Origin of the sequence: Nocardia sp. NPDC052316 (genome assembly GCF_044547795.1) — a bacterium.
Taxonomy (GTDB): domain Bacteria; phylum Actinomycetota; class Actinomycetes; order Mycobacteriales; family Mycobacteriaceae; genus Nocardia.
In genome coordinates this window covers 817552-838102 of record NZ_JBIUBB010000002.1, presented here as the reverse complement: position 1 = coordinate 838102, position 20551 = coordinate 817552, and the positions used below count along the sequence as shown (strand labels likewise).

Genomic DNA, 20551 nt, shown 5'->3' with positions numbered 1-20551 from the left:
TATCCGATGGCAAGGTATCGGTATGCCTTTTGCCGAATCCGCTGTTTCCGCCGATGTCATCCGGGTCGTGGGAGCCAGCGAGCACAATCTGCGCGACGTGTCGCTGGAAATCCCCAAGAACAAGATCACCGTGTTCACCGGAGTGTCCGGGTCCGGCAAGTCCTCGATCGTGTTCGACACGATCGCGGTGGAGTCGCAGCGCCAGCTCTACGCCACCTTCCCGGCGTTCATCCTCAACTTCTTGCCCCGCTATGAACGCCCGCATGCCGAGGCGATGGAGAACCTGACCGCGCCGGTGATCATCGATCAGCAGCCGGTGGGCGGTGGCCCGCGCTCGACGGTGGGCACGATGACCGACATCTTCTCGATGGTGCGGGCGATGTTCGCCCGATTCGGTTCGCCCTCAGCGGGTTTCGTCTACAACTACTCGTTCAACGTGCCCCAGGGCATGTGCCCGGACTGCGACGGCCTCGGCATCACGGTGCGGGCCGATCCGGATCGGCTGCTGGATCGGACCAAGTCGCTCAACGAGGGTGCGATCTTGCTGCCCGGCTACGGGGTCGGCAGCGGGGAGTGGCAGCTCTACGGCACGTCGGGGCGCTTCGATCCGGACAAGAAACTCGCCGACTACACCGCCGAGGAGTTCGAGGATCTGCTGCACGGCTCCGGCGGCAAGGTCGAGCTGACCTTCGCCAAGGGCACCTGGAAGGCCAACTACGAGGGCATCGCCACCAAGTTCACCCGAACCAGGCTGCAACGCGACACCTCCACGTTGAGTGAGAAGACCCGCGAGCAGATGCGCCAGTTCCTCACCGAGGGCATCTGCCCGACCTGTCACGGTGCCCGGCTCAACGCGGCGGCGCTGGCCACGAAGATCAACGGCCGCAATATCGCCGACTGGGCCGGCTTGCAGATCACCGACCTGATGGTGGTGCTCGACGAGATCACCGACCCGGCCGCAATCGGGCTGGCCGCCGCGATCCGGACCTCGCTGCAGCGGGTCGCCGACATCGGATTGGGCTATCTGAGCCTGGACCGGCCGACCTCGACGCTGTCCGGCGGTGAGGGGCAGCGGCTGAAAATGATCAAGCATCTGTCGAGCACGTTGATCGGGATGACCTACATCTTCGACGAACCGAGCGTCGGGCTGCACCCGCGCGACGTCGGCCGGTTGAACGATCTGCTGAAGGCGTTGCGGGACAAGGGCAACACGGTGCTGGTGGTCGAGCACGACCCCGACGTCATCCAGATCGCCGACCATGTCGTCGATGTGGGGCCGCGTGCGGGCCTGCACGGCGGACAGGTGGTGTTCGAGGGCAGCTTCGCCGAGCTGCGGGCCGCCGACACCCCCACCGGTGCCGGGCTGCGCAGGCCGTTCAGCGTGAAGGACACCTTCCGTGCGGCCACCGGCGAGCTGCTGATCGAGCACGCCGACCTGCACAACCTCAAGGATGTGACCGTCGGGATCCCCACCGGCATTCTCACCTCGATCACCGGGGTGGCCGGGTCGGGCAAGAGCAGCCTGATCCGGGATGTGTTCGTGGTCGAGCAGCCCGAGGCGATCTTCGTCGACCAGTCGGCCATCGCCGCGTCCTCGCGGTCGACGCCCGCGACCTACCTGGGGTTGATGGATCCGATCCGCAAACTGTTCGCCAAGGCGACCGGGGAGTCGCCGGGGCTGTTCAGTTTCAACTCCGCGGGCGCGTGCAAGCAGTGCGAGGGCCGCGGGGTGATCATCACCGAGATCGCCTACATGGATCCGGTCACCACCCACTGCGATGCCTGCGACGGCCGCCGCTTCTCCGAGGACGTGCTCGCACTCACCTTGCGCGGCAAGTCGATCGCCGACGTGCTGGAGCTGACCGCGGAAGAGGCGCTGGTGTTCTTCCCGGAGAAGGCACTGAATGCCAAGTTGCGCACCATGAACGAGGTCGGGCTGGACTATCTGAGTCTCGGCCAAGCCATGAGCACCCTGTCCGGTGGTGAACGTCAGCGGATCAAACTCGCCACCCAGCTGCAGAACACCGGCTCGATCTATGTCCTCGACGAGCCGACCACCGGACTGCACATGTCCGACGTGGACACTTTGCTCGCGCTGCTCGACGGCCTGGTGGACCGCGGCAACACGGTGGTCGTGATCGAGCACAACCTCGATGTGGTCGCGCACTCGGACTGGGTGATCGACCTGGGTCCCGACGGCGGCAAGGCGGGTGGTGAAGTGGTGTTCACCGGCACCCCCGCCGAGCTACTCGAACACCCGACCTCGCTGACGGGGCAGTACCTCCGGAAGTACAAGGAGGCGTAGGGCTCACCCATCCACAGCCAGCTGGTCACGTCGGCACTTTCGCGCCGCGTGACCGGCTGTGCGGTAGGCCGGGCACGGCAGGCGTCGTGGTGCCGGAACGATCGGTCCACGCCCCGTATGCCATCGGCGGATACTTCGCGAACCGGGCGGCGTCGAGCGGCGGTGTCGCGAACGTCTGCCCAGGTGTCCGCCGCTGCGTCCCGTCGGTCATCACGTCTGGCGCCACCGTGTCGGTGAACGTCCTGGAGTTCGATTTCGGCGTCGACCTGCGCGCGGCGGAGTCTCGGGCTCAGGCGGTGACCGCGCGAGCCTGCCGTCAGGGGTTGAGCAGTGCTGATGGTGGGACCACCCGGCGGATCGGTTACAAGCCCAGTTGTGCCAGGCGCGTAGTGATGCGGGGGTCGGTGGTGATGATGGGGTCTTCTCTCGCAACCCAGGGGTCGCCGTCGAAGTAGAGCTGGAACAGTTTCTCCGCGGTGCGGGTGGCGAGCGCTTGGGTGGACAGGGTGGGGTTGGGGCCGCCGAGGGAGTTGGGCAGGGCGGAGTTGTCGGCGATGAAGAGGCGTTTGACCCAGCGGGCTTCGGCGTTGGCGTCGAGGACCGAGTTCGCGGCGGAGGCGCCCATGCGCATCGAGGAGTGCACGTGCAGAAGCAGCGGCGCCCAATCCATTCGGTAGACCTGTTCGGCACCGGCGGCGCGCATGATCTCGGCGGCGCGCCACGCCATGAACTCCCGGTTGGCCAGGGTTCGCGGCTTGCGTTGCCGTCGTGCGACGTCGATCTTGGCGGGGGCGCCGTTCTCGTCGGCGGGGAACAGCGACGGGGTGATCCGGTTGCCGGGTTCGACGTGGTCGTCGGTGATGACCAGGAAGTTGAGCAGATGGTCGATGCCGCGGGCGAGCAGGTCCAGCAATTCGGTGCCGACCAGGCGGCCCGCGCGCCCGTCCCACGGGCCGGTCGGGCCGCGGCCGTTGTCGTAGACCCCGCGAACTCCGCTGTCGGACAGGCACATCGAGAACGCTTGGACGGCGGGGGTCAAGCCGACGTTCTCGATGCCGCCGTGGCCGGGGAACTCGATGCGGGCGGCGGAGTTGGCGCCTTTGGAGTTGCCGGTGTCTTCGTCGAAGGCGCCGACGACCCAGTCGAGGAAGTGGTCGGTGTGGCCGCGGCCCACCCAGTCGTTGGGGTTGGGCAGGCCGCTGTTGAACCACAGCCGTGGGCTTTCGGTCGCGCCGCCGGCCAGCACCACCGCCGTGGCGTCTTCGGTGAACTGTTCGCCGGTGGTGTTGTCGCGCCAGGTCACCCCCGTCGCGACCACGTCGTTGCCGCGCTGTTCGGAGGTGATCGCGGTGGCGAAGGAGTCCGCGATCAGCTCGACCGGTTTGCCGCCGGGGCGTACCGCGTCCGCGGCGAGACCGAGCGGTATGTAGCTGTTGTCGGTGGAGCGTTTGGCGACGAGGTTGCGGGGCGCTCGGATCGGTTCGTAGCAGCCTTGGAAGCAGTGGCCGCAGAAGGTGCAGCCGGTCGCGGCGGGGTAGGTGAGCAGCTCGGCGCGGTCGGTGCGGCCCGCGTTGCCGCCCGGCTGGAGAATCGCGTTCTGCTGGGGCCGGAAGGCGATGCCGGTGGTGTTGCGTGAGGTTTGCACGGAGAGTCCGGCGTTTTCGCAGCCGCGGAAGGTGAGCGCTTCCTTGGTGCCCATCGCCGCGGTCTGCACCGGCAGGGTCGCCTCGACCCACTCCAGGTAAGGCACGAATTCGGCGTAGCTGAAGGGGAATTCGTGGTCACGATCGTAGGCTGCGGCGTCCGGACCCGAATAGCCTTGGAAGACACCGGGATACGGGCGGGGGCAGTTGCCGAAATAGTGGGCGGTGGTGCCGCCGACCCCGGACAGTTGCCAGGCATACAGGTTCGACGCCCACTCCCGAAACCAGCCCGGTTTCCGGCGATCCTGCGGGCCGAAGCGCAGGAAACCGTCGTTGGGGTTGTTGGCGTCGTTCTCCGCGTGCGACCACTGGGCACGGGGTGCGGCGTGGCGCGGACCGGCCTCCAGTAGCAGCACATCCAGCCCGCGCCCGGCCAGCTCGGCGGCGATCACCGGGCCGCCGCCGCCCGCGCCGATCACGATGACATCACGCATCCGCCGGTACCTCCCTGCGTCCCTGGTAGTAGCCGATCAGTTCGGGGTGGCCCTCGACCAGCCCGTGCGGGCGGTACCCGGTGATCTGCCACGACGGTGGCCGGGTGGGCACGGTGCGAGTGCTCGGGTCGAACATCTCCATTTCGGAGTAGACGCTGAAGGCCGCGGCCTCGAGGATGAGCCCGCCTGCGAAGCGCAGGAATCCGGTGCCCGAGCCGCGCAAGGGTCCGGGCAGTGCGCGGTCGACGATCGAGGTCAACGCGGGAATCGGGCGTTCGAGCAGTTCGAGGACGCGGCATTTGTCGTGCAGGCTCAACCGGGCGAACGGGGATCCGAGCGGGCCGACCAGGCCGGCGGGTGCGACGAGCAGGGCACCGAAGTTCAGTGCCAGGGTGAGCAGGATCGACAGTGGCAGTACGCGATCGGAGTAGCGGTAGCCCAGGGCCTGATCGATGCGCAGGCCCTGCTCGGGGGTGACACCGAGCAGTTGGGGTGCTGGTATGCCGAGCTCGTCCAAGGCCTGCGCGAAGCCGAGGGCCAGCGGTCTGGTCAGTTGATCGCCGGCGGCCAGGTAGTTGTCGAACAGCCCGCGCAGGAACTCGCCGCCGCCGACCTCGATCACGCCGGGTCCGAGCCGCGGAGTGCCTTGCGCGCGCGACCATTCGTCGGGCCCGGGCAACACCATCACGCAGATCCCGCGCAGGGTATCGAGCACCACGGCGTCGACGGCGTCGAGCGGGCCCGCACGCGCCACCGCGGGTGTGAGGGCGCCCGGAGCCAGTGACCCCGCGCAGGCTATGAACCAGGCCATCCGCGTCAGGAAGTCCCGGCGATCGACACCCCCGAGCACACGATCCTCGTTCGACATCGTGACCCCCTGTGATCGGAGTCCGGAATGGCCTTGTTTCACGGTATCGGCGTCGCGGCCGTCGGCTGGGCGGACTGCTCGATAATCGTCGCATTGCACAAGCGACGGTGGCGTCCAATTGTGAACGGCCCCAAGGGGTTCAGTATGCGCGCTGCCTATTCGGTCGATCGGCAGCGCGCACGAACACCGCGCCGAAGCCCACGCGCCGAAGTGTTCGGCCCTGCGCCGGTCGTCGGCAGCGGACGCCGGGACCGATGGGGGCCGACCCTCCCGGAAAAGACGAGTCCGCGCGGATGCGAATTCCTTACGCGGGCTCAGCGGTGATCGGCGGGTGAGTGGGTACGTCGGCAGGAGTCCAGGGGTTGACCGCTGGATAACTAGGAGTACGCTCAAAAATGAGTCCACTCACTATTGGAGGTGTTGCGGTGATGACCACGCCGGAAGCGGCACACACCGGCCGCCGGGTGCGCAACATGCGCGACAAGCAGTCGCGCATTTTCGAGGCCGCGGCCGCGTTGTTCGCCGAGCGTGGTTTCGACAGCGTCACCACTCAGCAGATCTCCGATCGCGCGGACGTCGCGGCGGGCACCCTGTTCCGGTACGCCTCGTCCAAGGGCGAGCTGCTGCTGATGGTCTACAACGAGGAGTTCCGGACGGCACTCGAGCTGGGCGAACAGGAGTCACGCTCGGAAGGCGACCCGGTGCGGGCGGTGCTCGCCATGGTGGGCCCGATCCTGCGCGCCGCGGACCGTCGCGTGGAGAACACGGTGGCCTATCAGCGGGAGTTGCTGTTCGGCGCACCCACCGAGCAGTACCGCGCCGAGGGCCTCGCCTTGGTCGCCCGGCTGGAGGCGATGATCGCCGAACGGCTCACCGCGGAGGTGACAACCGACGGGGCCGACGCGAAGGACCTGTTCGCCCGCGCATTGCTGGCGGGACGCAGCGTATTCGCTGTGCTGCATCTCATCCTGGCTCGGCCGTCGACCGGCGCGCATCCCGGCCGCGACGCGACCGGTGACCTGCGTGACCAGATAGCCCAGATCGTGGCGGGTTTCTTCGCCTCGATCCAGTGAGGTGGACGTCGAGGGGCGAACCTCGCCTCCGGCAGGAAGGAGAACACCATGAGCATCCGTAAGGTGACCGTTCTCGGAACCGGGGTCCTCGGTTCACAGATCGCATTCCAGACCGCGTTCCACGGATTCGAGGTCACGGCCTACGACATCAACGACGACGCGTTGCGGGCGGCGAACGAGCGTTTCGCCAAGCTGGTGTCGATCTACCGCGACGAGGTCGACGGTGCCGGTGACGGCAAAGCCGAGAAGGCCGCGGATTCCATTGTCACCACCGCTGATCTGGCCGCGGCCGTCAAGGACGCCGACCTGGTCATCGAGGCGGTGCCCGAGGTGCTGAAGATCAAGCAGGAGACCTACCAGAAGCTGAGCGAACTGGCCCCGCACCGGACCATTTTCGCGACCAACTCCTCCACCTTGCTGCCCAGCGACCTGAAGGAGTCCACCGGGCGTCCCGACCGGTTCCTCGCGCTGCATTTCGCCAACGACGTGTGGCGCTACAACACCGCCGAGGTGATGGGCACCAAGGACACCGATCCGGAGGTGTTCCGCGCGGTGGCCGAGTTCGCCGACGCGATCGGCATGGTGCCGATCGAGTTGCACAAGGAGAAGGCCGGTTACGTGGTCAACTCGCTGCTGGTGCCGCTGTTGAACTCCGCGATGGCGCTCAGTGCGGGCGGCTACGCCGACCCCGAAGCGGTCGACAAGACCTGGCGTATCGCCACCGGCGCCCCGTTCGGACCGTTCCAGATGATCGATGTCATCGGCCTCAACACTCCGTACAACATCCTGGTCAACAGCGACGACGACGGCAAGAAGCTCGCGGCGTGGCTCAAGGACAACTACATCGACAAGGGCAAGCTCGGCAAGTCCAGCGGTGAGGGCTTCTACAAGTACTCGTAAACGCCTGCGCGGCAAGTAATTCCGAACCAGTTTCCAGGAGAGGGGTCACATGTACTACAGCAGCGGCAACTACGAGGCCTTCGCCCGACCGCGCAAGCCCGAGGGGGTGCAGGACAAGACGGCGTGGTTCGTCGGGGCGGGCCTGGCCTCGCTGTCGGGTGCGGCGTTCCTCATCCGTGACGGTCAGATGTCGGGTGACAAGATCACCGTATTCGAGCGGTTGAAGCTGCCCGGTGGCGCGCTCGACGGCATCAAGGAGCCGAAGAAGGGTTTCGTGATCCGCGGTGGCCGCGAGATGGAGAACCACTTCGAATGCCTGTGGGATCTGTTCCGGTCGGTGCCCTCGATGGAGATCGACGGGGCCAGCGTCCTGGACGAGTTCTATTGGCTGAACAAGGACGACCCCAACTCCTCGCTGCAGCGGGCCACCGAGAAGCGCGGTCAGGACGCGCACACCGACGGCTTGTTCACGCTGAGCAACAAGGCGCAGAAGGACATGATCAAGGTGTTCCTCGCCGCGCCGGAGGAGATGGAGAACAAGCGCATCGACGAGGTCTTCGGCGAGGACTTCCTGCAGAGCAACTTCTGGCTGTATTGGCGCACGATGTTCGCCTTCGAGGAGTGGCACAGCGCGCTGGAGATGAAGTTGTATCTGCACCGCTTCATCCACCACATCGGCGGTCTGCCCGATTTCTCGGCGTTGAAGTTCACCAAGTACAACCAGTACGAGTCGCTGGTGTTGCCGCTGTATCGGTGGCTGCTCGATCAGGGCGTGACGTTCCGGTTCGATACCGAGATCACCGATATCGACTTCCATCTGACCCGGGAACGCAAGCAGGCCACCAAGATTCACTGGGTCTCGGAGGGCACCGAGGGCAGTGTCGAGCTCGGCGAGAACGATCTGCTGTTCACCACGATCGGCTCGCTCACCGAGAACTCCAACGACGGCGATCATCACACGCCGGCGAAACTGCTCGACGGTCCCGCGCCGGCGTGGGACCTGTGGCGGCGGATCGCGGCCAAGGACCCCTCCTTCGGGCACCCCGAGGTGTTCGGTGGCCATATTCCGGAGACCAAGTGGGAGTCGGCGACGGTGACCACGCTCGACGAGCGCATCCCCGGGTATATCCAGAAGATCTGTAAGCGTGATCCGTTCAGCGGGAAGGTCGTCACCGGCGGCATCGTCACGGTGAAGGACTCGAGCTGGTTGATGAGCTGGACGGTGAACCGGCAGCCGCATTTCAAGCAGCAGCCCAAGGATCAGATCGTGGTCTGGATCTACTCGCTGTTCGTGGACGTGCCCGGCGATTACGTCAAGAAGCCGATGAGCGAATGCACCGGCGAGGAAATCACCAAGGAATGGCTCTACCACATGGGTGTGCCGGAAGCCGAAATCGATGAGCTGGCGGCGAATTCGGCGAAATGCGTGCCGGTGATGATGCCGTATGTGACGGCGTTCTTCATGCCGCGTCAGGCCGGTGATCGCCCGGACGTGGTGCCGGAAGGGTCGGTGAACTTCGCGTTCATCGGTCAGTTCGCCGAGTCGACCCGCGACTGCATCTTCACCACCGAGTACTCGGTGCGCACCGCGATGGAGGCGTCGTATCAGCTGCTCGGGATCGAACGCGGCGTGCCGGAGGTCTACAACTCGACCTATGACGTGCGCAAACTGCTGGCCGCGACGAGCCGACTACGCGACGGCGACGAGCTGCACATCCCCGGGCCGGACCTGCTGCGGAAGAAGTTGATGAAGAAGCTGGAGTCGACCGAGATCGGGGTCATGCTCGAGGAGTATGGATTGGTCGCGGACAAGAAGTAGTCCGCTGCGCCTCGGGAGGCTCGGTCCGGTGTGGCCGAGCCTCCCGTGCTGGTAGGGCGCCATCGCCCCACCTGTGCCCGGACGGTCAGGTGTGGTCGGTGAACTGCTGGGTGCCGGTGATGTGGAGCAGGTCCAGGGCGGAGGCGGCGGGGGTGTCGGGGGCGGCGGAGTAGACGACGACGGTCTGGTCGACGTCGGGGACGAGCAGGGTGTCGCATTCCAGGACCAGGGTGCCGAGCTCGGGGTGGTCGATGGTTTTGGTGGCGCTGCGCCATTGGACCGAGGGGCGTTCGTGCCAGAGTTGCTCGAATTCGCTGCTGCGGGTCCGTAGTTCGGTGATCAGGCGGTCGAGGTCGGGGTCGTCGGGGTAGCGGGCTTTGGCGCTGCGCAGCGTGCCGACACCGTAGGCGCCGACCGAATGTAGTTCCTCGGGGGTGAAGCGGACACGGCCGGGTTCGCTGCCGAGGAAGCATTCCCGGATGATGTTGCGGCGGGCGGGCGGCACGGCGGAGAAGTCGCCGAGCAGCGCGGCGGCCATCGGATTCCAGGCCAGCACATCGCCTTTGGCCGACATGACCAGTGCGGGCAGGTCCACCATGCGGTCCAGTAGTCGCAGCACGCTCGGGCGGACGAGCTGCGCGATCCGGCCTGCGTGCGGTGGCGCGGATCCGGCGAGGCGGAACAGCAGGTCGCGGTCGTTGTCGTCGAGTCGAAGTGCCCGCGAGAGGGCGGAGAGTACGGCGGTCGACGGACGTGGTCCGCGGCCTTGTTCGAGGCGGACGACGTAGTCGACGCTGACGCCGGCGAGTTGGGCGACCTCTTCGCGGCGCAGTCCGGGTACCTGACGGCGCGAGCCCGCGGGCAGGCCGACGTCGCGCGGCTGTATCCGGGTGCGGGCCTGTCGCAGCAGCGCCGCGAGTTCGGAGCGGTCCATTCCTCGATCATCCCGCAGCGGGCCCGGCGCGGGGTGGTACCACCGGTCCCAGGACACTTCGGCCCTGGTGGGCTGGGGTGTGGGCGCCGAGGCTGAGTGCATGAACGCAAAAACAACGGCTCTGGTGACCGGAGCGAACAAGGGGTTGGGGCGCGAGACCGTCCGCAGGCTCGGCGAATTGGGCTGGCAGGTGTTTCTGGGTGCCCGCGATGCCGAGCGCGGCAAGCGGGCGGCGGTCGAGCTCGCCGAGGCGGGGTCGACTGTCGAGTTCGTGCCGCTCGATGTCACCTCGACGGCGTCGATCGCGGCGGCGGTGGACGCGGTGGCGGCGCGGACGTCGGCGTTGGATGTGCTGATCAACAACGCGGGCATCTCCGGTGCTTTCCTCGCGCCGGAGGACACCCGAGCCGAGGATTTCCGTGCGGTCTTCGAGACCAATGTGTTCGCCCCGGTGCAGGTGACCCACGCGTTCCTGCCGTTGCTGCGGGCGGCGACCCAGCCGCGCATCGTGATGGTGTCGAGCGGGATGGGTTCGCTGACCATCACCTCCGATCCGGCCAGGCTCGAATCGACCCTGCTGAATTTGCCGTACACCTCGTCCAAGTCGGCCCTGAACATGATCACCTCGCAGTACGCGCGAGCACTACCGGGTATGCGGGTCAACGCCGCCGACCCCGGTTACACCGCAACCGATTTCAACGGTCATGCCGGGCATCAGACCCTCGCTGAAGGCACCGACGCCATCGTCACGCTGGCCACGCTCGGACCCGAGGGACCCACCGGTGGTTACTTCGATCGGCACGGTCGGATCCCGTGGTGAACCGCGCCACCATGTCCCGGTCGTCCCGCGTGAGCATGGGGACCATTGTGTGAACCGGTGGTACCACCCGGCGCCGTGCCCGCTGCGGGATGTTCGAGGGGTGGCGCGGCCTGATGCCGCGTCGGTCAGCGTGCTCCGCCGTTGACGTAGAGGGTTTGGCCGCTGACGTAGGAGGCTTCGTCGCTGGCGAGGAAGGCGATGACGGCGGCGACTTCTTCGGGACGGCCGACGCGACCGAGTGGGGTGCGTTCGGCGACGGAGCGCTGGTGGTCTTCGGGGGTCATGCCGACGCGGTCGGCGGTGGCGGCGGTCATCGCGGTGGCGATGTAGCCGGGGGCGACGGCGTTGACGTTGATGTTGTAGGGGCCGAGTTCGAGGGCGAGGGTGGCGGTGAGGCCTTGGATGGCCGCTTTGGCGGCGGCGTAGTTGGCTTGGCCGCGGTTGCCCAGCGCCGAGCGGCTCGACAGCGACACGATCTTGCCGTATCGCTGGGCGACCATGTACTTCTGCGCGACCTGGGTGCAGTGGTAGACGCCGGTCAGGTTGACCGAGAGCACGGCGTTCCAGTCGTCCTCGGAGAGCCGGAAGAACAGGTCGTCGCGGGTGATGCCCGCGTTGTTCACCAGGATCTGCGGGTCACCGAGGTCGGTGGCGATCCGGTCGAACACCGACTGCACGGAGTCGCGGTCGGTGACGTCGCAGACGTAGCCGCGTGCGGTGCCGCCCGCGCGGGCGATCTGTTCGAGGGTGTGGTCGGGGGTGTTGCGGTCCAGGACGGCCACGGCGGCCCCCTCGATCGCGAGTCGCAGCGCGGTGGCCGCCCCGATGCCCTGTGCCGCACCCGTCACCACGGCGATCCTGTCGGTGAAACGGTCCATAGGTTCGTTACTCCTCTCGGAATGCGCGCCGGGGGTGGGCGACTCGTGTGCAGGCTAGCGACCGGGAAACTTACGGTGCAAGTGCCCGGAATGCCCGGTGCGCCATGCTGCTTCGCCTCAGCCCGCGTCGGCGATCGGACCGAGTTCCCGGGCGAGCCAGTGCGGGAACTCGGTGAGGTCGGTGAGGATCACGTCCGCGCCCGCCGCACGGAGCTCCGCGGCGCTGCAGGGGCCGGTGGTGACGCCCACCGCAAGCACCCCTGCCGCCTGCGCGCCGCGCATGTCGCCGATGTGGTCGCCGACGAAGATGCCCGCCCGCTCCTGGGTCAGCACCGCGGCTTTGCCCGCGGACCACAGGTCACCGGCGAGATGGTCTATCCGCCAGCCGAGTTCATCGATGTGCAACCGGGCCAACGGTTCGTGCTTGCCGGTGACGACGAGCACCCGGCCGCCGCGGGCTTCGACCGCGTCCAGCGCGGCGTCGGCGCCCGGCATCGCCGGGATGCTGGACACGATGCTCGGATACAGCTCGCGGTAGCGGGTGACCAGCGCGGGCACCAGCTCCTCGGGCGCGCCCACCTCGACGAGCAGCGTGGCCAGCGGTGGTCCGAGCCGGTCGGCGAAGTCGGCGCCGCGGATCGGGAGGTCGAACTCCGCCGCGAGGGTGTCGATCGCCCGGCCGACGCCCGGCCGCGAGTCGATCAGCGTCATATCCAGGTCGAAGCCCACCGTGCACGTCACTACCCGACCCTATCGGCCGGGGTGATACGACCGGCGGGGACCTGGCGCCCGGGCGCGATGCGGCCGGAGCTACTCCGGCACCACACCGGGTTCCGTTGTTCGGCCACGGCAACCCGGCGGGTGTAAATGGTTGGTGGGCAGCGGACTTCAGGGGCGCGGTCGGCCAGGGTGGCTTAGGGTCGGAGCAAGGACCCGAGCGGCCGGAGGGTACACATGGGCCATGTCGAGCACAGTGCGGCGTGTGCGGCGCCGGTGGATTTCGCGTTCACCTACGTCGCCGACTATCGGAACGTGCCGGACTGGATGTTCGGGATACGGCATTTCACCCCGGTGGGGGAGCAGACCTCCGGGGTCGGCGCGGTCTTCGACACGGCTTTGCACCTCGGGCCGACCACCTTGCACCTGCGCGCGGACACCATCGAATGGACCGAGGGCGCCCGCGTGACGATGCGCGCGATCAAGGGGATCGAGGGTCGGATCCGCTGGGACTTCGCGCCGATAGGCGCCGAAGCCACGAAGGTCAGCGCCACCGCCGATTACCGGGTGCCCGGTGGTCTCGCCGGGCGCGCCCTCGACCGCGTGATCCAGGCGTTCATCGGACCGGCGGTCCGGCACACCGAGAAGAACCTGCGCGAGAAAATCGAGACGAGCTATCGGGAGTCGCTGCACCGGGACCACTGAGACCTGTCCGGGCGCACAAGGGTTTGCGGTCGGGCTGATTCACGTGGAACCCCTGGTGCAGACGATGAATTATCAAGCGCGCCAGAGTGATTCGAGGCTTCCGTTGGCAGTGGATGCATGTCTGCATCGCGCGCAATCCGAGTGCCGAATGGGCCTGTGACGGTGCGTTTTCCGAATAACCCGTCGGCGAGTGGTCGCGCGCACGCCTGCGAGGGCGCCGGTGTAGTCACGCAGACGCTGCCGACGCCGTCCGTCTTGTGGGCCGCATCCCCGTTTCATGATCGCCGTGGTCCTGTTCCGCCACGTTGCACGCCCGTCACGAGGCACTTGCTGACCGACCCCACCGTCGCCTGCGGCGACTGTGCCCTTCCGCTGTGGCGTCTGCCTCGGCGTCTGCGGTTGACCACGGACGCGGAGACGACCGCGAATCCCGCGCCGAACAGGACATCAGCACGGCCGATCCCCGTGGCGCGTTCATGCCGGTTCCCTGCATCGCGAACATAGTGGTACCTACGGTTTGCTTGGTAGCCTGTGGCAAGCGAACCGGCAGAAGGCGAAACACTATGAGTGCTACGACCATCGCCCGCCAATGCACGCTGTGCGAGGCACACTGCGGAATCCTGGTCACCGTCGACGGCCCGCAGGTGACGCGGATCGAGGGCAATCCGGCCGACGTACTGTCACAGGGATACATCTGCCCCAAGGCCACGGCGATGGGCGGGCTGCACCACGACCCAGACCGGTTACGCACACCCGTGCGGCGAGTCGGAGACCGCTTCGAGCCGATCGGGTGGGACGAGGCGTTCCGCGAGATCGGACAGCGATTGCGGGCCGTGCGCAGCACCTACGGGCCGAGCGCGATCGGCATGTATCTGGGAAATCCGGCGGCACACAGCTCGTCGGTGATCTACGGGGCGTTGCTGCGTGCGGTGCTGCTGACCCGCAACTTCTTCTCGGCGTCGTCGATCGATCAGTTCCCGCAAGAGTTCGTGGCGTGGCGGATGTTCGGGTCGAATGTGCTGATGCCGGTCATCGACATCGACCGCACCGACCGGCTGGTGATCCTCGGCGCGAATCCGGCGGTGTCCAACGGGTCGATCACCACCATGCCCAACGCCAAACAGCGCATCAAGGATGTACGCGGCCGCGGCGGGAAGGTCGTGGTCATCGATCCGCGGCGCACCGAGACCGCACGGCTGGCCGATCAGCACGTGGCGGTCAGCCCGGGCGGTGATGTGTATCTGCTGCTGGCGATGCTGCACGTGTTGATCGCCGAAAACCTGTGTGACGACGACGCGATCCGCGCGCAGTGCACCGGCTGGGAGCAACTGCGCCCCCTGGTCGCCGAGGCAACACCGGAACAGATGGCCCCGCACGCCGGCGTCGACGCCGCCACCATCCGGGTGCTCGCCCGCGAACACGCCGCCGCCTCGTCGGCGGTGCTCTACGCGCGGATCGGGGTGTGCCAGCAGGTGACAGGCACGCTCACCCACTGGCTGGTGAACACCATCAACGCGGTGACCGGAAACCTCGACCGGGTCGGCGGGCAGATGTTCGCGACACCGCCGATCGACGCGGCCCGGTTCGCGAAGTACCTGCCCATGGGTTACGGGGCGTGGACCGATCGTTCCGGCACCTACAAGGCCTTCCGCACCGAACTGCCGGTAGCGGTCCTGGCGGACGAGATCCTCACCGAGGGTGCCGGCCGCATCCGGGCCATGATCACCTACGCCGGCAACCCGACACTGTCCACACCCCAGCGCGGCAGGCTCGGCGCGGCCCTGGACTCGCTGGATTTCTATGTGGCCGTGGACATGTACGTCAACGAGACAACCCGCCACGCCGACATCATCCTGCCGCCGATCTCCCCGCTCGAACGCGAGGACGTCAACATCCTGTTCCCGGTGTTCAGCGTGCGCAACAACCTGCGCTACGACGCCCGCGTCTTCGATCCACCCGCCGACGGGCTCGAAGACTGGCAGATCCTGGCGCGACTGATCACCGAACTGGTACCGATACCGGCCCGGCGATTCACCACGCGCGCGCTCAACACCCTGTTCGAGCAGTTCAGTCCCGTGCGGTTGGCGACGGCCGGGGTGGCTGCCGGTCCGTACGGAGTCCTGCGGCGTGGACGCAAAGGACTGTCGGTCGCGAAGGCGCGCGCCTCGGCCGGCGGTATCGACCTGGGTCCGTTGCGGCCCAGGCTGCGCGCGCTGCTCGGAACGAGGGACCGCAAGGTGCACCTGGCGCCCGCGGATTTCCTCGCCGCCGCCCACACCGTGCTCGCGGACGCCCGCGCCGGGAGCGCGATCACCACACCGGCCGACGGCTACGACCTCAAGCTGATCGGCCGACGGCACTTGCGCAGCAACAACTCCTGGCTGCATAACCTGCCACCCATGGTGAAGGGCCGCGACCGTTGCACCGCGCTGATGCACCCCGCCGACGCCGCCGAGCGTGGCCTCAGCGATGGCGAACCGGTGACGGTGACTTCGAAGACGGGTGCGATCGTGGTGACTCTCGAGGTGAGCGATGATATCCGCGCCGGCACCATCGCCATCCCGCACGGCTGGGGGCATCAAGAGCCCGGCGTCGGGTGGCGGGTTGCGGCGCAGTTGCCGGGCGCGAATGTGAACCTGCTGCACGATCCCTCGCTGACAGATGTGTTCTCCGGCAATGCCGCGGTGAACAACACTTGGGTGTCGGTGACCCGGGCACCGGCACTACCCGCTTCCGTGGGCGCGGATCCGGCGGAGCAGATCAGCGAGGAACAGCTGACTACCTAATTGCGTTGCGTGCGTCGCTGTGCGGTGAGTGCCGCCGGAGGTCGGTACCGCGATAACCACCGCCGCCTCACTCGCCGAAGAAGTACGGCACCTCGATGGAACCAGCAGACCTCACTCCATCCACCACCCGACTGCGACGTTCGCGGCAGATGGCGAGCAACGCAAAGCGAGGGCGTCACCGTCGAGGGCGAGTGGTTTCGGTGATGTCGAGAGTGCGGGTCGGGTTGGCCATGGGCCGGACTGTCGCGGCCATTTTCGCGAGTCCGTCGGCCCTGCTTCGCCTCGCTGGGGTGCCATGCGACTCACCGGCTGCTGGCATCTGGAAACTTTTCGGATCGATGGAACCGATTGCCGTCCGGCCGCGTCCATAGAAGCAACAGAACAAATCGCTCTTGGGGGTATCGGCGATGGGGGCCAATCGATCGCAAGCGATGACCGCAGCGCCAGCTCATTGAGAGCACGGAGGCGTTGCCTGGCAACGTGTTCCGGGCCGTGGGGCGGTAGTCGGTAAAGGGGCTTTGTCGAGCGTCGCTATCGATATCCTGCGCGACGTCGCCAGCGGCGGGCCAGCCCCGAAGTACGTCGAAGACGCGGTCGTCGGCTGTATCTTCGGTGCCGGCGTGGGTTTGGCGTGGAAAGCGCTGACCCCGGCAGTTAAGAAGAAGGTGATCGCCGCGGTCGTCGCTGTGGTGATCGGCGTGTCGCCGCTGGATTAGTAGTGTGCTGGATGGGTTCTACCGCGATCTTCGAAGCGGTAGAACCCATCCAGCTGATAACGGATGTGAGTGAGGGGTCATGCAAGCATTCATCGTCGGCTTGATATTCGGGCTGATTTTCGTCAGTTGCACCTATATCGCCTCGAAGGGATACCGCGGCGTCGCAACCAGTCCGAGCGAGGGCTACGGCGAGGACATCCCGGACACCACACTCACCAATCCCCAACGCCGCAAGAAGGCGAACAACCTGGTGGCTATCTGGGCGACCTTATCGGCTGTCCTGTGCATCCCGCCCATCGCTTATACCGCATACGTAGCGATGGACCCCGAACGCCGAATCCCTCTGCCAGTCCTGGTTATCTTGGCGGCCTACGCCATTGCCGTGTGCTCCATGGCCGCGTATCCGCTGGAGAAGATCAAGAAGTAGCCGCGGACGTGACGCGATAGCCCGAGCCACCATGTTCACGTCAACCGGGGCAGGACCGACGAATCGCCGGCGGCGTTCACCGTCGTTCCCCGAACACCAGGCTCAGCCGAATCTGTTCCATCTCCGGAACAAGAGGCGCCAATCGGACTCGGCTTCCCATGACCCGCTTCGAACTTATGCTCGCCCCTATGAGTGATGCCCCAGCCGAGGAGGGACGGCAGTGCCCATCCTGGTGCGATGAGCACTTCGACCACCCCGACACTGAGTTCCCCGAAGACGATTTCCAGGTCCATACAGGACTGAAATCGACCCAAGTGCTGAGCAACTTTGGTCTTCAACCGTTGACCACTCAGCTGAGCCGGACCGACTCACGCGAAGGTGCGGTGGAGTCCTACTCCATCGAGCTGTGCCTACACGGCAAGGACGGCGACATCTGGATAGAGCTCACTCCCGCCGAGGCAACGCATCTGGCTCGGCAGCTGGACGCGTTCAACTCCGAGGTCCGCCGTGTACCCACCAGCGCGCAGGAGGAAATCCCCAATCCGGAATGACTGGTTGTTTGCTCGGTGGGTGGCGCTGTCCCGCGAAGGACTAGCGCCCCTGCAGACCGACCTTCACCCGTGCGGCCGCCGCACCGGCGCTCGACGAGAACGCCACGGCCGCCGTACCGGCTAGCTGACGAACCCGGATGTCGCGTCGTTGCCGCCTCCGCTGATCGGCGCCGAATCCAATGCCCGCATACCGGCTAGCTGAGGTGCCGGGTGTCGCCGAGCCGGACGACCTGACGGTTGTGGAAGTAGTCGTCCTCCCGGAGTTCGGTGATGCTGCCGGACGGGCCGTTGAATCGGGCGTAGGCCAGTGACTCGAGCGGCAACTTCGTCCACGCCGCCACGGCGAAAGTGATCGCGCCGCCATGGGTTACGACGATCTGATGTGCGCAGTCGCTCGACAGGATCGCGTCCAGCGCCGCATACACCCGCACACCGAACGCGTACATGGTCTCCGACCCTGCGATGCCCTCATCGTGGCGCAACCGCTCACCGACGACAGGTGGGGTGACGAACCGCTGCCGCAACCATTCCTGCGGTTTACCTTCCGCCGCACCGTAGGACTTCTCCCGCCACCGCGCATCGAGGACCGGCCGGACACGCAACTGCTCGCCGATGACGTCGGCCGTCTGCGCGGCGCGGCGCAGATCCGAGGAGTACACCTCGACCGCGTCTTGTTCAGGGACGGCGCTACGCAGCGCCCCGGCGATCTTCGTCGCGGCACGCAACCCCGCCGAGGTCAGTGGTGCGTCGTACCAGCCGCCGACCAGCCCGTCGACGTGATGAGTCGACTCCGGATGCGCGACGACATACAAGGTCCGCATCAACATGTTCCTTCCGTAATGCGACCAGCGCATCTCTTCACAAGCGGGCAGGTTTGCCTAGCGGCAAGGGCATCGACTGAGCGGTAACCCGCTGTACGCCTCGATACGGGTGGCGCCGTGTTCAGCGGTCACACCGACACCACGGTAACCCGGTACCCGAGGCGGATCTCTCGCCCGACATGCGCGGCACCACTGAGATACAACCAGCGATCCGTACCGCCGCGTGGGTCCGCCAGATACGTGGCCTGAACATGCTCCACCCCGAACGGGAAGTTGCCGGAGGTGGAGGTGGCGATGCCGGTCATCAGGTGAGCCTCGGCCAGCAGTTGCGGTTCGGTGGCGGTGACGGGCAGCGGTGTCGCGGTGGGGATGAAGAAGCCGAACTGTTCGGGGGGAGCGCCGGAACCCTGCACGAGCATGCCGGTCACGAACAGCCGCGCGATCCCGGTGTGCACCAAGCATTCCGGAGTCAACTGCAACGGTGGAGTCGGTCGCAATTCGAGTTGGAACGCCATGCGCCGAACTTTACGGTCACCGATCACCGCTGTCCTCGCGACTATGCGCGAGTGCCCGAACGTTGCGCGACTGCTCCCGGACCGTCGCCCACCCGAATACGCGACGCGTGTCCCGCGCACCGACCGCTGGCACGCCGCACCGTTTTCCAGTGACGGTACTGCTCGACCGTTTGGCCGGCTCCGCAACTACCGATCCAGCGCCGCCAGCACGCTGCGCGCTTGGTGGTCGGCGCCGAGCTGGTTGGGATGGAACGGCACCGCCGGGCCCGGCGGGTTGCTCGACCACGGCACCAGACCCTCGACCCATCGGGTACCCGGCGGCTGGCAGCCGCCGTGACCGGCGCTGGAGCTGTAGGTGTCGACCAGCTCCACACCGCTTGCCCGAGCCACCCGTGCCAGCATCGCGTTCAACTCGATGAGCTTGCGACCCAACCAGTCGGCGTCGGCGTCGGAGATCGGCACGGTAGGGAAGCAGCCGGGACCGGTGCTCACGCCCTCGAAGTAGTCCAGCAGCAGGATCCGTGCCCGTGGTGCGCGCTGCCGGATACCCTCGATCGCCGCGGCCACCTTCGGTTCGGCCGCGGCGATGGCCACCGACATCTGGTCGATGCCGCCGGCGACGAGTGTGTTCAGGCACGGTGAGACGGCGGGGTCGGCGGTCAGGCACTGCTGCACCGTCACCGCCAATTTCGCATCGTTGCCACCGATTTCGAGGGTCACCAGATCGGTCGACGGGGTGAGTCGATCGAACTGCGGGGGATTGACCCCGAACGGGACCTGCTGCGGCGCGGCCATGTTCACCGTCATCGCCCCACCACATGTGGAGCACGGCTACGTCTCATCGATCGTCGTCAGCCGCGTCGATACCGATGTTCACCTGAGCGTCCATGTCACCTCACCGCGCAGCACGGTGGTCGCCCACTTCTACCGTGCCGGAACATTTCTCCGGACGCAGCAGCTATGAGCGAAGAGTATCGATCGGACCGGACCGACGAGCACCTCAGCGACGACACCCCGCGACGGTCCCTGGGGATCCTCGCGACACTGGCCGGGATCCTCTGTTTCACCGGCATCCTCGGCTGCCTGCTCCCGATCGCCATCTGGCCCGGCGAAGCGAAGCTCACCGCACCATTGTTCTGCGAGGCACCGTACACAGAACCGATCGTCGTCTCCGACACCTACCACGACTCCGAAGGACGCAGCACCAACTATTCGCTGTACTGCGTCGGCGAGCGCGGCCAGTACACCGAGGTGGGATTCCTGCGACCGTGGCTGGCGCTGTGGGCGCTGCACACCGCCATCGTGTTCGTATTGGTGATGATGAGCCGCGCCTGGCGACGGTGGCGTCCGGCGATTCCAGCCGAACCGGCGAGACTCACGGAATCTACGGAACTATAGGACCCCTTGCCCGCACCCAATTAACGTCACAGTGACGCTATAGTGCCGAGTTCCTGCCTGCAGTAGAGCGGCGGGGGAGACCGCCATAAACCTCAAGGCACAACCCGGTACAAGATCATGGGGAAATGATGCTGGCGTTTCGCGAGTAGCGCACAACACCAAGTCCCCATGATCTTGAATT

At 66.6% G+C, this 20551-nt stretch carries 21 protein-coding genes; 12 read left to right on the top strand and 9 right to left on the bottom strand.

Annotated features, from left to right (window positions below):
* Positions 1-22 precede the first annotated feature (22 nt).
* Positions 23-2305 carry an ATP-binding cassette domain-containing protein gene (locus ACIHA7_RS10555; protein ID WP_397287864.1) on the top strand — a complete coding sequence of 761 codons (2283 nt, stop codon included), beginning with the start codon at positions 23-25 and terminating at the stop codon, positions 2303-2305.
* Between the two features lie 25 nt (positions 2306-2330).
* On the opposite strand, the gene ACIHA7_RS10550 is transcribed toward ACIHA7_RS10555, so the two are convergent.
* The 3 genes from ACIHA7_RS10550 to ACIHA7_RS10540 form a co-directional block, all read right to left on the bottom strand.
* Positions 2331-2516 (bottom strand): hypothetical protein, encoded by a 186-nt coding sequence (locus tag ACIHA7_RS10550; protein WP_397287861.1) that lies wholly within the window; start codon positions 2514-2516, stop codon positions 2331-2333.
* Between the two features lie 150 nt (positions 2517-2666).
* Positions 2667-4442 (bottom strand): GMC family oxidoreductase N-terminal domain-containing protein, encoded by a 1776-nt coding sequence (locus ACIHA7_RS10545; RefSeq protein ID WP_397287859.1) that lies wholly within the window; start codon positions 4440-4442, stop codon positions 2667-2669.
* Complete coding sequence (locus ACIHA7_RS10540; RefSeq protein WP_397287857.1) at positions 4435-5310, bottom strand: hypothetical protein; 876 nt, start codon at positions 5308-5310, stop codon at positions 4435-4437. Before ACIHA7_RS10540 ends, ACIHA7_RS10545 begins: the two co-directional genes overlap by 8 nt.
* A 428-nt stretch (positions 5311-5738) precedes the next feature.
* On the opposite strand from ACIHA7_RS10540, the gene ACIHA7_RS10535 reads away from it, so the two are divergent.
* From ACIHA7_RS10535 to ACIHA7_RS10525, 3 genes are read left to right on the top strand one after another with little or no spacing between them, the layout of a single operon-like run.
* Positions 5739-6383 carry a TetR/AcrR family transcriptional regulator gene (locus ACIHA7_RS10535; protein WP_397287855.1) on the top strand — a complete coding sequence of 215 codons (645 nt, stop codon included), beginning with the start codon at positions 5739-5741 and terminating at the stop codon, positions 6381-6383.
* Between the two features lie 48 nt (positions 6384-6431).
* A complete protein-coding gene (locus tag ACIHA7_RS10530) occupies positions 6432-7283 on the top strand; it encodes a 3-hydroxyacyl-CoA dehydrogenase (RefSeq protein ID WP_397287853.1) in 852 nt (283 codons plus the stop codon).
* A 49-nt stretch (positions 7284-7332) separates the two neighbouring features.
* On the top strand, positions 7333-9102 hold the full coding sequence (locus ACIHA7_RS10525) for an oleate hydratase (protein ID WP_397287851.1): 1770 nt from the start codon (positions 7333-7335) through the stop codon (positions 9100-9102).
* 85 nt (positions 9103-9187) lie between these two features.
* On the opposite strand, the gene ACIHA7_RS10520 is transcribed toward ACIHA7_RS10525, so the two are convergent.
* Positions 9188-10036: a helix-turn-helix transcriptional regulator gene (locus tag ACIHA7_RS10520; RefSeq protein WP_397287849.1), complete on the bottom strand. Its 849-nt coding sequence runs from the start codon at positions 10034-10036 to the stop codon at positions 9188-9190.
* Between the two features lie 100 nt (positions 10037-10136).
* Here ACIHA7_RS10520 and ACIHA7_RS10515 point away from each other — a divergent pair, with 100 nt between their 5' ends.
* A complete protein-coding gene (locus ACIHA7_RS10515; RefSeq protein WP_397287847.1) occupies positions 10137-10856 on the top strand; it encodes an SDR family NAD(P)-dependent oxidoreductase in 720 nt (239 codons plus the stop codon).
* 125 nt (positions 10857-10981) lie between these two features.
* Here the strand turns inward: ACIHA7_RS10515 and fabG are convergent, their stop codons facing one another.
* Both fabG and ACIHA7_RS10505 read right to left on the bottom strand, forming a co-directional pair.
* The gene (gene fabG, locus ACIHA7_RS10510; RefSeq protein ID WP_397287845.1) at positions 10982-11734 is read right to left on the bottom strand and encodes a 3-oxoacyl-ACP reductase FabG; all 753 of its coding nucleotides are present in this window, start codon (positions 11732-11734) and stop codon (positions 10982-10984) included.
* 117 nt (positions 11735-11851) lie between these two features.
* Entirely contained in the window at positions 11852-12475 is a 624-nt protein-coding gene (locus tag ACIHA7_RS10505) for an HAD family hydrolase (RefSeq protein ID WP_397287843.1), read from the bottom strand.
* 213 nt (positions 12476-12688) lie between these two features.
* Between ACIHA7_RS10505 and ACIHA7_RS10500 the strand changes: the two genes are divergently transcribed.
* The 5 genes from ACIHA7_RS10500 to ACIHA7_RS10480 all read left to right on the top strand — a co-directional run bounded on the left by ACIHA7_RS10500 (position 12689) and on the right by ACIHA7_RS10480 (position 17636).
* On the top strand, positions 12689-13156 hold the full coding sequence (locus tag ACIHA7_RS10500) for an SRPBCC family protein (RefSeq protein WP_397287841.1): 468 nt from the start codon (positions 12689-12691) through the stop codon (positions 13154-13156).
* 563 nt (positions 13157-13719) lie between these two features.
* Positions 13720-15942 (top strand): molybdopterin oxidoreductase family protein, encoded by a 2223-nt coding sequence (locus tag ACIHA7_RS10495; protein ID WP_397287839.1) that lies wholly within the window; start codon positions 13720-13722, stop codon positions 15940-15942.
* 518 nt (positions 15943-16460) lie between these two features.
* The gene (locus ACIHA7_RS10490) at positions 16461-16658 is read left to right on the top strand and encodes a hypothetical protein (RefSeq protein WP_397287837.1); all 198 of its coding nucleotides are present in this window, start codon (positions 16461-16463) and stop codon (positions 16656-16658) included.
* Between the two features lie 79 nt (positions 16659-16737).
* Positions 16738-17085 carry a hypothetical protein gene (locus tag ACIHA7_RS10485; protein ID WP_397287835.1) on the top strand — a complete coding sequence of 116 codons (348 nt, stop codon included), beginning with the start codon at positions 16738-16740 and terminating at the stop codon, positions 17083-17085.
* A 158-nt stretch (positions 17086-17243) separates the two neighbouring features.
* Positions 17244-17636, top strand: coding sequence for a DUF6907 domain-containing protein (locus ACIHA7_RS10480; protein ID WP_397287833.1), 393 nt, complete (start codon positions 17244-17246; stop codon positions 17634-17636).
* Between the two features lie 194 nt (positions 17637-17830).
* On the opposite strand, the gene ACIHA7_RS10475 is transcribed toward ACIHA7_RS10480, so the two are convergent.
* The 3 genes from ACIHA7_RS10475 to ACIHA7_RS10465 form a co-directional block, all read right to left on the bottom strand.
* Positions 17831-18463 (bottom strand): histidine phosphatase family protein, encoded by a 633-nt coding sequence (locus tag ACIHA7_RS10475; protein ID WP_397287831.1) that lies wholly within the window; start codon positions 18461-18463, stop codon positions 17831-17833.
* 122 nt (positions 18464-18585) lie between these two features.
* Positions 18586-18972, bottom strand: coding sequence for a hypothetical protein (locus ACIHA7_RS10470; protein WP_397287830.1), 387 nt, complete (start codon positions 18970-18972; stop codon positions 18586-18588).
* Between the two features lie 186 nt (positions 18973-19158).
* Positions 19159-19779: a GDSL-type esterase/lipase family protein gene (locus ACIHA7_RS10465; RefSeq protein ID WP_397287828.1), complete on the bottom strand. Its 621-nt coding sequence runs from the start codon at positions 19777-19779 to the stop codon at positions 19159-19161.
* Here ACIHA7_RS10465 and ACIHA7_RS10460 point away from each other — a divergent pair.
* Positions 19766-19936 carry a hypothetical protein gene (locus tag ACIHA7_RS10460; protein WP_397287826.1) on the top strand — a complete coding sequence of 57 codons (171 nt, stop codon included), beginning with the start codon at positions 19766-19768 and terminating at the stop codon, positions 19934-19936. The two genes, ACIHA7_RS10465 and ACIHA7_RS10460, sit on opposite strands and share 14 nt — an antisense overlap.
* Positions 19933-20370, top strand: a complete 438-nt coding sequence (locus tag ACIHA7_RS10455) for a hypothetical protein (protein WP_397287824.1) — start codon at positions 19933-19935, stop codon at positions 20368-20370. Before ACIHA7_RS10460 ends, ACIHA7_RS10455 begins: the two co-directional genes overlap by 4 nt.
* The last annotated feature ends 181 nt before the right edge of the window (positions 20371-20551 follow it).